11 protein-coding genes are annotated in these 13,239 nt (G+C 68.0%); 5 read left to right on the forward strand and 6 right to left on the reverse strand.

The window, feature by feature from the left end; all coding sequences use genetic code 11:
* Window positions 1-100 precede the first annotated feature (100 nt).
* Window positions 101-1,324 carry an SUMF1/EgtB/PvdO family nonheme iron enzyme gene (locus tag THSYN_RS06055; protein WP_100918343.1) on the forward strand — a complete coding sequence of 408 codons (1,224 nt, stop codon included), beginning with the start codon at window positions 101-103 and terminating at the stop codon, window positions 1,322-1,324.
* Between the two features lie 160 nt (window positions 1,325-1,484).
* The gene (locus THSYN_RS06060) at window positions 1,485-2,060 is read left to right on the forward strand and encodes an LPD3 domain-containing protein (protein WP_157817485.1); all 576 of its coding nucleotides are present in this window, start codon (window positions 1,485-1,487) and stop codon (window positions 2,058-2,060) included.
* A gap of 54 nt (window positions 2,061-2,114) precedes the next feature.
* Here THSYN_RS06060 and THSYN_RS06065 read toward each other — a convergent pair whose 3' ends face one another.
* The 3 genes from THSYN_RS06065 to THSYN_RS06075 all read right to left on the reverse strand — a co-directional run bounded on the left by THSYN_RS06065 (window position 2,115) and on the right by THSYN_RS06075 (window position 5,879).
* A complete protein-coding gene (locus tag THSYN_RS06065) occupies window positions 2,115-3,260 on the reverse strand; it encodes a glycosyltransferase (protein WP_100918345.1) in 1,146 nt (381 codons plus the stop codon).
* A 163-nt stretch (window positions 3,261-3,423) separates the two neighbouring features.
* Window positions 3,424-4,557 (reverse strand): glycosyltransferase, encoded by a 1,134-nt coding sequence (locus THSYN_RS06070; RefSeq protein WP_100918346.1) that lies wholly within the window; start codon window positions 4,555-4,557, stop codon window positions 3,424-3,426.
* Window positions 4,554-5,879 (reverse strand): O-antigen ligase family protein, encoded by a 1,326-nt coding sequence (locus THSYN_RS06075; protein WP_100918347.1) that lies wholly within the window; start codon window positions 5,877-5,879, stop codon window positions 4,554-4,556. The genes THSYN_RS06070 and THSYN_RS06075 overlap by 4 nt, the downstream gene beginning before the upstream one ends.
* Window positions 5,880-6,235: 356 nt before the next feature.
* Here THSYN_RS06075 and THSYN_RS33485 point away from each other — a divergent pair, with 356 nt between their 5' ends.
* Window positions 6,236-6,613 carry a DUF2845 domain-containing protein gene (locus tag THSYN_RS33485; protein WP_157817486.1) on the forward strand — a complete coding sequence of 126 codons (378 nt, stop codon included), beginning with the start codon at window positions 6,236-6,238 and terminating at the stop codon, window positions 6,611-6,613.
* Window positions 6,614-6,879: 266 nt separating this feature from the next.
* Here THSYN_RS33485 and THSYN_RS06085 read toward each other — a convergent pair whose 3' ends face one another.
* From THSYN_RS06085 to THSYN_RS06095, 3 genes are all read right to left on the reverse strand, one after another.
* Window positions 6,880-8,010 carry a lipocalin-like domain-containing protein gene (locus THSYN_RS06085; protein ID WP_100918349.1) on the reverse strand — a complete coding sequence of 377 codons (1,131 nt, stop codon included), beginning with the start codon at window positions 8,008-8,010 and terminating at the stop codon, window positions 6,880-6,882.
* 296 nt (window positions 8,011-8,306) lie between these two features.
* Complete coding sequence (locus THSYN_RS06090; protein WP_100918350.1) at window positions 8,307-10,823, reverse strand: ABC transporter permease; 2,517 nt, start codon at window positions 10,821-10,823, stop codon at window positions 8,307-8,309.
* Window positions 10,820-11,473, reverse strand: a complete 654-nt coding sequence (locus tag THSYN_RS06095; protein WP_100918351.1) for an ABC transporter ATP-binding protein — start codon at window positions 11,471-11,473, stop codon at window positions 10,820-10,822. The genes THSYN_RS06090 and THSYN_RS06095 overlap by 4 nt, the downstream gene beginning before the upstream one ends.
* A 331-nt stretch (window positions 11,474-11,804) precedes the next feature.
* On the opposite strand from THSYN_RS06095, the gene THSYN_RS35185 reads away from it, so the two are divergent.
* Both THSYN_RS35185 and THSYN_RS06105 read left to right on the forward strand, forming a co-directional pair.
* Window positions 11,805-11,924 carry a CCDC90 family protein gene (locus THSYN_RS35185; protein WP_216644687.1) on the forward strand — a complete coding sequence of 40 codons (120 nt, stop codon included), beginning with the start codon at window positions 11,805-11,807 and terminating at the stop codon, window positions 11,922-11,924.
* Window positions 11,925-12,123: 199 nt separating this feature from the next.
* Window positions 12,124-13,134 (forward strand): IS1 family transposase, encoded by a 1,011-nt coding sequence (locus tag THSYN_RS06105; protein WP_100917404.1) that lies wholly within the window; start codon window positions 12,124-12,126, stop codon window positions 13,132-13,134.
* Window positions 13,135-13,239: the final 105 nt, after the last annotated feature.

Below are 13,239 nucleotides of genomic sequence, written 5' to 3' on the forward strand. Positions count from 1 at the left end.
AGGCCGCGCCGCACTGGGGTGCGGCGCTCCCAGTAGCCGTTGCGGCTTGACTTAATGGCAGGGCCTCGGCGCCTGGGAACGAGACAACGAGACCTGGGGGATGGGCGGCTTGGATATCTTCATCAGCTATGCACGCAAGGACTTGAGCCGGGTCGAGCCCATCGCCCGGGCGCTCGAGTCGCTGGGCTATGGCGTCTGGTGGGATGCGGACCTGCGTGCCGGGCGGCGCTTCGACGAGGAGATCGAACGGGCACTGGCCGCGGCGCGGTGTGTGCTGGTGGTCTGGACCGCGACCTCGGTGCAGCGCCAATGGGTGCGCGCCGAGGCGGCCGAGGCCCTGGACGCCAACAAGCTGGTGCCGGTCTTCCTCGAGCCGGTCAAGCCGCCGCTCTATTTTCGCCATGTCCACGGGGTGGACCTCGGCGGCTGGGACGGCCGACCGGAGCACGGCGGATTCCAGCGGCTCAGGCGTGATATCGCGGAATTGGCTGGGCCGGGCACCGATGCTGGCGACGCAGGTCCGGAAATGGTGTGGGCGGCGGCCTTACCACCACCCAAGGTGGGAGAGCCCGGCAGTGTCTTCCACGACCAGCTCAAGGACGGCGGTCAGGGTCCGCAGATGGTCTGGCTGCCGCCCGGGGGCTTCCTGATGGGCTCACCCGACACGGACAAGGTGGCCGACGCCGACGAGCGCCCCCAGCACGAGGTACGCATCGCCCGGCCCTTCGCGATCGGCCGCTTCCCCGTCACCTTCGCGGACTATGACCGGTTCTGTGTGGTCGCCGGGCGGGAAAAGCCCGGGGATCGGGGCTGGGGCCGTGACCGCTATCCCGTGATCAATGTCTCGTGGAAGGACGCCGTCGCCTATTGCCTCTGGCTCAGCGGACAGACCGGCCGGACCTATCGGCTGCCGAGCGAGGCGGAGTTGGAATATGCCTGCCGGGCGGGGACTCAGACCCGCTGGTCCTGCGGTGACGACGAGAAGGCCCTGGCCGATCACGCCTGGTTCGATGGGAACTCGGGGGGCAAGACCCACCCGGTTGGAGAGAAGGCCGCCAACCCTTGGGGGCTCCACGATATGCACGGGAACGTCTGGGAGTGGGTGCAGGACCATTGGCACGACAACTACCAGGGCGCCCCGGACGACGGCCGTGCCTGGGATGACATCTCAGGCGGGTGGCGTGTGCTGCGCGGCGGCGGTTGGATCGACGAGGTGCAGAGCCGGCGCTCCGCGTGCCGCACCCTCGTCGACCCCGGCCTCCACTTCCCCGATGCCGGTTTCCGGCTTGCCCTAGGTCTCGAGCCAGCCAGCCAGCCCGGATGAAGCGGAGCGCCATCCGGGGTCAGGAAAAGGCTGGCCGGCTTGCGGTGAGCGGCCGGAATCGCCCCGTGCAGAGCGTAAATCAATGAATCATCTGTGATAATCTGTGTTCATCTGCGCGTTCGTCGGCCAACGGCCTGGACTTTACGCACTGGCGCCGGCCGTGGTCACGGAGCTGGCCGGCCGCGAGTTTGGCGACGCACTGAGCAAAGTAGCCAAAGTAGCCTTGGCTAAACGCGCAGACGCGCTGTTGCGGCAACTGCAGGGTGGCCCGGGGCTCGATAATGACGATACCGGCTGGGTGCTGCGCATCAACCGCAAAGGCCGCGCCAAAATGGGGGACAACCCTGACCTGACGGCGCTCGAATCGAAGGCGGTGGCCGGGATCGAAGCGCTCGTAAGGCGGGCGGTCCTGACCGAGACCCACCCTGATCTGGCGCACCACAACCCCCAGGTGGCAGAGGTCCATCGCTTCTATGCCGCGCTGGTGGTGGACGGGGTGCTGTACCGGGTCAAGCTTACCGGTAAGACCTTCGTACCCCGGTTGGGCCAGACCAGGGTGTTGCACGCGCTGTCCGCCGTAGAAATAGAAAACGCCCCGCTGGGAACCTTGCCTGCGCATGGAACGCCAAAGGCGTCAAAGCCGCAAGCTCAACCAACCACGGGGCGCATCATCAGTATAACCGACTTGCTGGCGGGCGCTACACTGTGGGACGGAACACCCTTGGTGCGACCATGACCCCCATCACCGTCCAAGTCCCGGGCGATCGGCCTCGAACCGGCGGTCGAGGCTTCAGCCGCCCGGCGCCGCCAGCGAGCGGAAGAACTCCAGATAAGCACCGGCGGCGGGGATGAGCCGGTAGGGTTGCGCGGCCTCACGCAGTTCGTCGCGGTCCAGGGTGTCGGCGGCGAGCCAGCGCAGACTGACATCGATGGCGTCGGTCAGGCCGTGCAGGTCGCCGAGCCGCACCAGAGGCCCCAGGCGCCCGTCGCGCAGCAGGTCGCGCACGCCGCTCGCGCAGTCGGTGGCGACCACCGGGGTGCCCAGGGCCAGGGCCTCGACCAGCGCGTTGGGCAGGCCCTCGCGGCGTGAGGACAGTACCAGCAGGTCGGCACGGGCGAGATACGGGAAGGGGTTGGCGATGAAGCCGGGCAGGTCCAGGCGGGCGCCGAGGCCGAGTCCCTGGGCCAGTTCGGTGAGGTGGGGCCGCTCCTTGCCCTCGCCGATGATGATGAGCCGCGCCGTCGGCTGGTGCGCGCGGGCGAAGGCGCGCAGCAGGGTGGCGAAGTCCTTGACCCGGCGCAGCCCGCCGAGCGCGATGACGACCGGGGGCCGGCCCGGGCCCCGGGGTTGCGCGAGCCAGGGGTGGGGGCAGGGGGCGGCGGCCAGGTCCGCCAGGTCGTCCGGCAGTATGGGGTTGTGCAGGACGGCGAGGGGTACATCGGTGACCCCGAAGACCTGCCGCAGGTCTTCGGCGACCGCCGCCGAGACCGCGGTGATCCCGTCCAACTGCCGGTAGCAACTGCCGATGCGGCGGGTCTCCCGGCGGGTCTTGAGCGGGTTCCAGCGGTGCGAGTGGAAGCGCCCTGACATCAGGGTGCCGACCGCGGCGACCAGGCGCGTGGCGCCCCCGGCCTCCGGTGCGAGCCCGGTGCGCGCCGCCAGGGCGGCCAGGTCGTCGGCCAACTTGCCGGTGACCAGGCAGTCGGGGCGCTCGTGCTGCATGAAGGCGCGCAGGAACCCGGTGCGGGGCTCGGTGACGTGCAGGACGCACAGGCCGGGCTCCGGGTCTTCCAGATACGCGTGCTCGGGGTCGCCGACCAGGAGCCAGGTCCTGACCCCCAGCCGGGCCAGTCCGCGGGCCAGGTGCGTGAGGTTGCGCTCGACCCCGCCGCCCTCGAAGTCGGTGACCACCAGGGCGATGCGCTCAGCCGACATGATCCGAGAAAGAGCAGTTATCCACAGATGAACACAGATGAACACAGATTATTCATTGACTTACGCTTGGCCGGGGACTCACCTTGCCGGTGATTGTGACACTAACGATAAGCGCATGACAATTCAAGGAACATCTGTGTTCATCTGTGTTCATCTGTGGATTTTAGGATGATTGACCTCGCGCGGACCCCAGCATCAGCGCGAGATAGCGATCGGCGTTGCGCTGCGCCTCGTAGCGCTCGCCGCCCTGGCGCAGGGTGGCGGCCGGGAGCGGGTCGGCCAGGGTCCGGGCCATGGCGTCGGCGAGTGCCCGCGGGTCGCCGGGCGGGACCAGGGGGCCGAAGCGCCCGTCGGCCAGGATCTCCCGCGGGCCGGCCCCGCACTCGGTGCTGACGACCGGGGTGCCGAGTGCGAGCGATTCGATCAGGACCGTCGGCAGGGCGTCCCAGAAGGAGGACAGCACCACCAGGTCGGCCCGGCGCAGATAGGGGTAGGGGTTGGCCGCCCAGCCGGGCATGTCGACCGACTCGGTGAGCCCCAGGTCGGCGCGGACGGACTCGATCTGCGGGCGCAGCCGCCCATCGCCGATGATCAGGAGGCGGCAGTCAAGTCCCGCGCGCAGGCGGGCGAAGGCGTGCAGGAGGGTCGGCAGGTCCTTCTCCACCTCCAGCCGGCCGGCGAAGACCAGGACCGGGGGGCGCGCCCCGGACGGGTCCGCGCGGAACCAGGGGTGGTCGATCGGCGCCTGGGCCAGTTCCAGCATCCGCGCCGTGACGATGGGGTTGGGGATGGTCGTCACCGGGGCCGCGGCCCCCAGGAGGGCGTGCAGGTCCTGCGCCGTGTCCTGCGAGATCGCGACGAGGCCGCGGTTGCGGCGGTACCAGTGCAGGACCTCGGCGCGCCGACGGCGGCCCTTCCAGCCCTTGAGATGATCGAGCTTGACACTCATGCGTCCGTGCACCGTGACGAAGACCGGGGTGCCGGTGCCGGACAGGCGCGCCGCCTTGAGGGTGAAGACGTCCTCGCGGATACGGTGGGTGAGGACCGCCGCCGGGCGGTGTTGGCGCAGATACAGGGCCATGGCCGGGACTCGGGTCCAGGGGCCCATACGGCCCATGGCGAGCACCCGCACCCGGGGATCGGTCGCCTCGGGGATGGGGGCGCGCGAGGCGGTGACCAGCAGATCCGTGGGGGTGCCGCGGGCGACGAAGCCGTTGGCCAGGCTGGCGGCGATCTTGGCGGTGCTGCCGCCGTCGAAGGGGCCGCAGTAGATGGCCAGGCGCGGGGGCTTGGTCATGATCCGCCGGACCGCTGCCCGGCGCCCACGGGGCGCAGTTGGACGCTGTAGAGGATGCCGAGGAACAGGATGAAGAAGAACCGCAGATCCAGGTTCATCAGGCGGAAGTCGTAGAGACAATAGAGCAGCAGCATGACGGCGCCCAGGGTCAGGAAGGCGCGCAGGTCCGGCGCCGCCCGGGGGTCGGACCACAGGGTGCGGTAGGCGCGCCCCAGGACCGCGAGCAGCGCGGCGGCGATGAGGACGCCGACCAGGCCGAAGCGGGCCAGGGTCTCGATCGCCGCGCTGTGCAGGTGGGAGGCGGCCGGGGCATGGGCCAGTTGGTAGTCGGAGACCGCCAGGATCCGCCTCGGTATCAGGAACTCGGTGGTGCTGGTTCCCGGGCCGAAGCCCAGCAGCGGGCGGGCGCTGAAGGCCTGGAGCCCGACCTGCGCCAGATTGAGCCGGATGGCGACGGACGCCGCCTCGTGGTAACTCAGTTCGCCCTGGCTGCCGCGGGTGAGTTCCCTGAAATCCGCCAATTGACGGCCCCTGGTGGTCCACAGCAGGGTCCCGGCCAGGGCGACGAACAGCAGCGCGGAGGCCAGGGCCAGGCGCGCCTGCCGCGGTGCCCGCCCGTCCTGGCGCCCCGGGTTGAGCCATTGCAGCAGGGCGTAGAGCACCCCGACGACGGCAAGCCCGACGGCCGCCCCGCGGGACTGGGTAACCACCAGGACCACCAGCAGGAAGGCGAGCCCCAGGCCCCAGAGCGCCCAGCCGAGCAGGGGCCGCGCCCGCCCGCCGATGCGCATCCCGGTGATCCGGGCGCGGAACAGAAAGAGCCCGACCAGCATCACCGAGGCGATGAAGGCGAGCCCCAGGGCGGCGTAGCCGAAGTGGTAGCGCATCCCGGCCAGCACCTGCGGTGTCAGGGACCAGTCGGTCTTGTGCAGGACCCCGAACACCAGCCCCAGGAAGGCCGCCCCCAGCAGCGGCCAGACCTGGTCGGGGTCGCGGCGCAGCCACCAGGCGGGGATGACGAAGAGCAAGGGTGTCACCCAGGCCGAGACCGCCCGCCACTGGTCCGCGGCGGTGTCCGGGTACAGCCAGGCGGCGCGCAACGCCAGCGCGCTGGTGATGGCCAGCACACCGAGGACCAGCAGCAGGGCCGGCTCCCGGCGCAGTTGCCGCCAGTGACCAGGGACCTCGGTCAGGAACAGCGCGGCGAGCAGCGCGAGCGCGATGTTGGCCGGCGCCGTGAGGGACCAGGCGCAGAAGGCGAAGATCAGCAGCAGAACCCGGGCAATCGCGGGCTTGCGGGTCAGGATGGGACTGAAGGTCATGCGTGGCGGCTCGTGGCGGGGGAACCACCGGCGGCGGTGGGGCTTGGTCTTGTGACCTGCGGGGTCGGGCGTGGCCGGCGGCGCTTCACCGGGTTTGGCCGGGGCCTGGTGCAATGGTAAAGCAAAGCGTGCCTGACTTGCCGGGGAACCGATGCGCCTGGCTGCCGGCGGCCGCCGGGGCGGCCGAGGTGTGCGGCGGTCGCACACGAGTTGCGTGCTATCACTGCGGTCCTGATGGCCTTGACCGCACTTACGATGAAGGCCCCGGCAGCGCACAGAAAATGGTCTATCCTTGGTTGGCAATGATCCGGTCGGTACCACCGCGGAGCAACCGTAACTCAAGCTGGAGAGTCCTGATGAAACTGTCGATGTTGGCGCTCGCCTTGTGTCTGGCCGTGATATCCCAAGGTACCTGGGCATCGCCATTCTATTGTCGAAATGTGCTGGTATATACCGGCGACACCATGCGGCAGGTTTATGACAAATGCGGGGAGCCTTATCAGCGCGACAGCCGTGTCGAATATCGAAGAACGATCCTGAACTGGGTGCCCTCGCGTGAAGCGATATTGCAGGATCGGGGGATAGCCTACCTGCCTGGTGTGGGTTATGTCTACGATCAACCGATCAACATCGATGAATGGGTCTATAACTTCGGTCCCAGCAGTTTCATGCAGTTTCTGCATTTCGTGAATGGTCAACTGACTGACATCAAGGATTTGGGGTATGGCAACTGATTGCGGGCGTCAGGAACGGTTCATTAATAAGTGAACCAAGTACATCAGGAATGCTCTCCGCACCGTTGTCGTTGTCGTTGTCGTTGTCGTAATCGAGGTTATCGTAGCGCCCAGGATTTCCTCGCAAGCCGATTTGCAGCGTTTCTACGATTAGGATTACGACAACGACAACGACAACGACAACGACAACGACAACGACAACGACACGATTGTGTCGTGTTTAACCTGTTCTTGACTCGTTACTCAGGCGCCTCCACGGTCCCTGTTCACCCCACCCTGATCGTCTCCCCATACCCGGTCATCTCCAGATACCCCCGCCCGACCTCCCGGCCATCCTCCTGCGCCCGCACCGCGCCTTCCCAATAGACGGTGCCGGTGGAGCGGCGGCTGTCGAGTTCCTGGTCGTCCATGAGGGGTGCGAGCCGCAGGGTCCGGGTGCCGATCCGCACCCGCCACTCGATCGGGTACTCAATGCCGGTGCGCGGCGAGCGCCAGCGGCGCAGCGGCTCGAAGGCGACGGCATCCGGCGGCAGTGCCTCGGCAGCCCCCCCGGCCGGTCTTAGGGTGGCGGCGGACCAGATGGATTGACCCGCGGCGCCGCGCATCCGAAAGGCCATCAGGGCGCTGCCGTCATTGAGGTTCAGGGCCATCCAGTCCCAGCCCTTGGCGCCGGGGGGCAGGTACTCGCTCGACCATTCGTGGTCCAGCCAGGCCAGGCCGGTCACGGCTTGGCGGCGGCCGTCCAGCGTCACGGTGCCGCTGACCTGCAGGTGCGGGCGGCTGTAGTAGTAGCTGGCATTGCTGGGATCGGGGGCCTTGCGGCTGAACCCGGCGGCGCCGTTGAGCATCGGCGGGCCGTCCGGGACCAGCGTCAGGTCATAGCCGAATCCATCGCCGTCGATCCGCGCCCGATAACGGTCCGCGTCCTGCTCGAAGCGCCAGTCGCCGACCCAGACCCCGGTCTGTCCGGTCGCGCACCCGGCGCGGCCCAGGCCGACCCGGGCGGCGCGCTGGTCGTGGCGCAGACGCCCCAGACGCGGGTCGGCGATGGCCGCGTGGGCGAGGATCAACTGGCGCGGCGCGAAGGCGCTGGGGTTGTGCTCCCCGATACCGGTGCGCACGCGAAAGAAAGTGCTCTGGAAGCCCAGCGGGCTGCCGTCCGGCAAGGTCAGCCAGCCGGTGGCGTACCACCACTCGGTGCGAAAGCCCGGGTGGGCGCCGTGGTCCGACGGGAAGCTCAGGGTGCGGCCGGGGAGTACCGGGTCGAAGACGACCGGCGGGGTCTGATCCGATTCCGAGGCCCGATTCGACTCCGGGACCTGGTCCGGCTCCGGTGCCGCCGCGGCCCGCAAGACCGGCAGGCTGGCGAGCGTGATAAGGAGGGTGCGTCGATTCATCGCTCTAGACTTCAATGGCCGTGAGCCCCGAAGGGGCGTGACATACCAGCCCAGGGCAACGCCCTGGGTTGACCGTGCAATTCAGGCCAGCCCTGTAAGGGCGTGACATCAAGGGGTGGGGCCGTAACCCCAAGAAAGAGTATTCGGCCGCAAATGAACGCGAATAAGCGCAAATAAATCGGCTGGTTAGGCATCGTCGCGGGCGTCACCCGGACGATGAACCTGCAGCAAAGGCGAGTCTTTGATTATTTGCGTCAATTTGCGTTCATTTGCGGCTAAAACTGCTTTTCCTGGGATCACCAGTCCTCCCGCACCGCCAACACCGCCTCCTGCCGCATCGCCTGGCGGCCGGCGAGCACCGCGGCCAGGGCCGCCAGGGCGGTCAGGGCGGCGGCGAACCAGGCGAGCGAGCCCCAGGGGACCCGCAGGTCCATGCTCCAGTGGAAGCTCTGCCGATTGACGACCTCGATCAGCACCAGGCCGATGGCCCCGCCCGCCAGCAGGCCGCCGAGTACCCCGACCCCGGCCGCCAGGGCCCCCTCCAGGGCGAGCATCCAGCCGATCTGGCGGCGCGTCAGGCCCAGGTGGCGCAACATGCCGAATTCGCGCCGCCGCGCCGCCGCCAGCGCCGCGAAGCTGGCCGCCACCCCGGCCAGGCCGATGCCCACCGCGACCGCCTCCAGCAGATAGGTGACGGCAAAGGTGCGATCGAAGATGCGCAGCGTGATGCCGCGGATCAGCCCCGGCTGGGCGGTCTCCAGCGCGCCCGGCCCGGCCGCGGCCTTGAGCGCCTCGGCCACCTGATCCGCCGCGGCACCGGGGGCCAGGTCGATGGCCGCATCGCTCGCCAGGGGGTCGCCGGTGAGACGCCGATAGTCCCCCAGGTCGATCATCACCGTCCCGGTCTGGCGCGCATAGTCGCGCCAGACACCGGCTACATGCAGGGCGACCGGCCGCCCGGCGAGCGGCACCTCCACCCGTTGGCCGGGCCGCCAGCCGTAGAGGTCCTGCACCGCCTCGGAGACCCAGATGGCCGGCTCGCCGCCGCCGGGTCGGGTCGCCCCGACCAGGGGCAGTTCGTGCCCGTCGGCGGACACCGGCCGGGCCAGCAAGGCGACCGGCGCCTGCCCGGGGGCCAGGCGCAGGCTGTCGTGGCGCGTGAAGCGCACCTCCCCGACCCCGGGCACGGCCCTGATCCGCGCCTGCAGCGCCTCATCCAGATAGCCGCTGGTCTGGACCTTGCCGGGGCGCAGGTAGAGGTCGGCGGGCAGGACCTGGTCCAGCCACTCGTCGACCGAACCGCGGAAGGAGGCGACCATGATCGCCATCGCCGCCGCCAGCGCGACGCTGGTCAGGACCCCGGCCGCCGCCACCACCGCGTGCCCGGGTGCGGCGCCGAGCCTGGCCGCGGCGAGTCGCGCCGACACCGGGCCGCGCCGCGGCAGCAGCCGGGCGACGCCGGCGGCCAGCACCGGCAACAGCATCACGGCCCCCGCCAGCAGGCACACGACCGCCAGATAGCCGCCCAGCGGCAACCCGTTCACGGGCGCGATCCAGCAGGCGGGGAGGCTCGCCGCCACCAGGGCCAGCCCCAGGCGCGGGTGCCCGTGACCGCCCAGCAGGGCCGCCTCGTCGCCCGCCTTGAGCGCCTGGGCCGGCGACACCGTGGCCGCCTCGCGCGCCGGCAGCCAGGCGCCGGCGACGCCGGCCAGCACGCCCAGCGCCACATAAAGGGCCGTGACCCCCGGTTGGAACTGGAGCCGCGGCGTCAGCCCGGAAAAATACCCGGCGCCCAGGTCCCCGCCCAGGACCGCCAGCAGCCCCCAGGCCAGGCCATGACCCAGGGCCACGCCAAGCAGGCCCCCCGCCAGCCCCACCAGCGCGCCCTCCGCCACCAGCCAGGCGAAGAGGTCGCGCCGCGCCAGGCCGATGGCGCGCAGAAAGGCGAACTCGGTGCGGCGGCGTACCACCGAGAGCGCCTGGGCCGAGAAGACGAGGAAGCCGCCGGTCAGGAGCGCAATGGCCGCGAGCATGGTCAGATTGACCCGGTAGGCGCGCGACAGGTTGGCCGCCTGGTCCTCCGCGGCCCTGGGTTCCTCGATCAGCACCCCGGCCGGCAGCAGGGCCTGCAGGGCGGCCTGCGCCGCACCCGGTGCGACCGACTCGGCCAGCCGCAGGTCGATGCGCGTGAGCAGCCCGAGCTTGGCGAACCGCGCCTGCACGGCGGCGATGTCCATCACCGCCAGTCGGCGGTGGTCCGGGCTGCCCGGCAGGTCGCCGGCGATGCGGACCTCCAGAGATTCGGTACCGGCGTGCAACTGGAGCCGCTCGCCCGTCTTGAGACCCAGGGCGTCCTGTGCTGCCGCGCTGAGAAAGAGGCTGTCCTCGGCCAGGGCGGCGAGCGACCCCGCGTCCCTGCCCGCATCCGCAGCGGCTGCCTCCGCCGGCCGGGGCAGCAGGGCCGGTGTGACGGGCGCCAACCGGAATACATCGACCCCGAGTAACTGCAGCGACTCCAGCCGCCCCACGATCTGCGCATCCACCTCGACCACCGGGCTTGCCTCCGCGACCTCGGGGCGCGCGGCGAGCCGGGCATAGAGTGCCTCGTCGAAGCCCCCACGCGGCCCCACCACCTGCAGGTCCGCCTCACCGGCCATGGTGCGCAGGCCGCGGCCGAACTCGGTCAGCGCCGCCTCGTGGACCGCCTGCACCGCCATGCCCAGCGCGACCCCCAGGACGATGGCGATCAGCGAAAACAGGGTCGCCACCCGCCGCCGGGCGAGCGAGCCGAGAAAGACCGGCGCCAGCCTCACCCGGCGAGCCCCGCGGCCGTCAGGTGCAGCACCCGGTCGGCGGTCTGCGCCCCCGCCGGCGAATGGGTCACCAGGATGCCGATCGCGCCCGCCCCGCGGATGCGCGCGGCGAGCAGGGCGAGCACCATCGCCGCGTTGGCCGGGTCCAGGTTGCCGGTCGGCTCGTCCGCCAGCACCAGGCGCGGGCCATGGACCAGCGCCCGCGCAATCGCCACCCGTTGCAGTTCACCGCCGGACAGCTCCCGCGGCCAACTCCCCGCGCGTCCACCCAGCCCCACGGCCTCCAGCAGCTGCTGCGCCGGTCCCGCCGCCGCCGCGCCGCTGTGCCCTTGGAGCCACAGCGGCAGGGCCACGTTCTGCAGCACCGTGAGGTGGGGCAGCACATGGAAGGCCTGGAAGACAAAGCCCAGCTTGTCGCGCCGCAGCCGCGTCAGCGAATCCTCATCGAGGTCGGCGTAGTCGGCCCCGTCGAGCGCCAGCCGCCCGCCGTCGGGCCGGTCCAGCCCGGCGATCAGATTGAGCAGCGTCGACTTGCCGACCCCGGACTCGCCGACGACGGCCACATACTCGCCAGGGCGCAGGCGCAGCGAGAGGTCCTGCAGCACGCGGCGGCCGTTGAACTGGCGGGAGAGGTTGGCGATTTCGAGCATGGGGCGGGTGGGGCGGCGGTTGGCGGAGCGGTTCCAGTCACCCGGATGTGGGGGCGATCGGGCAGCCCGGAAGGCAGGCGCGTTTGCGCGGGGGCGACCGATCCGCACGGTGCACCCTGCAGCGACCGGATCTTCTCACGCGCCGGGCGTCGTTGTTGTTGTCGTAATCGAACAATCCGATCACGACAACGACAACGACAACGACCAGGACAGCGTACCCGGGATCTCGGTCACCACATCAGTTCTGATCGCACCCGCGTTCCGCCCGGCCCTTGACACCCGCACCCCTCCCGGGCTTAGGCTGCCCAAGCAGCCACACCAGGAGCGAACCATGACCGCCATCACCTTCGACACCCTCAAGTATGCCGAGCGCCTGGAAGCGGGCGGATTTCCTCCCCAGCAAGCCAAGGCCGAAGCACAAGCCCTGGCTGATGTGCTGTCCTCATCTTAAGGTGGCCAGCGCGCGCGACATCGAGCGCCTGGAGGGGAAAATCGACCTTTTGCGCAATGATCTGGACGCCAGGATAACGCTGCTTCGCAGCGACTTGGGCACTGGTTCAGTTTAATTCCTGTTTACAAGACATTGAAATATATGTAATATATCTAGTTCGGCGCGGGTTTCCGTCACTTTTTGAATAAGTGAGAACTTCTTGAACGGACAATGGACATGCCCTCATTGCAATTCACAGAATTGTCGGCATCACAAGACGTATCAAACCGGTCATAACGGTACGCGTTTGCTGTGGCGATGTCAAAGTTGCAATAGGCTCTTTTCCGAGACCAAAGCCACCCTTATCGAGGGGCTCAGGAAACCGACCAGCTTCATCATTCAAGTGCTCAAAACGCGCACTGAGGGGATCGGCTTGAACGCCGCCTGCCGGGCCTTCGCGATTGCGAAGAATACGTTGCTCCTATGGGAGCGTCGCCTGGCCGATTGCAAGGATGTGCTGGTCATATATGCCCTGACGCACACCTTTATTGAGCAACTGATCGAAGGTGATGAGCTTTATACGAAAGTGAATAGGAATGTCCCCCCGGAGGATTGTGAAGGCTGGACGATCGTACTGATGGAAAGGGCAAGTCGATTTATCTGGGCGCTTCAGTGCGGGAAAAAGGATCGCAGCCTATTTTCATATGCCATACAAATACTTAGAGATGTCATCCTGCGTACTGGCGATGTCACTCTAGTCACCGACGGGGAACGTCGGTATGGCAATCTCCTGTTTGAAATTTGCCACGAAGTATTGCGAACCGGAAAACGCGGCCGCCCACCGAAAGTGCTTCGTCGCGGTGTGAAGGTGCGCCTTAAGAATAAAGGGAAAGGAACTGATAGAACGGGGCACTCGCGTCCCAAATACGAAACCCCTCATCCGGAGCATCCAGAAACCGATCAAGATGTGACGCCAGCCGATATTCATGCTAATCATTTGGAAGCATCGAACGCTTCATTTCGGCGAAAGAATTCTGCTTATCGCCGCCGAACGAATACGTACGCGAAGAGCATTTCTGGTTTGCAAAGAACATTGGATATGTTGTGGATTGTCCATAACTTTATTCGCAGCCACTTCACGACAAAACAGGTTCCTGCGGTGGCTCTGGGGATTCTCCAGCAGGGACTCTCGTGGGATGAGGTCCTTAGAGTTCGACAGCCCAGGTTATAAAAATACTACAAAAACATAAGGATAAGGAAGAACCAAACTGAACCAGTGCCGCGACTTGACCGGCAAGTGCACACTGCTTCAATGGATGCTCGGCCTGATGTTGGC

The sequence above is a fragment of the Candidatus Thiodictyon syntrophicum genome (assembly GCF_002813775.1).
In the GTDB taxonomy this organism is placed as follows: Bacteria; Pseudomonadota; Gammaproteobacteria; order Chromatiales; family Chromatiaceae; genus Thiodictyon; species Thiodictyon syntrophicum.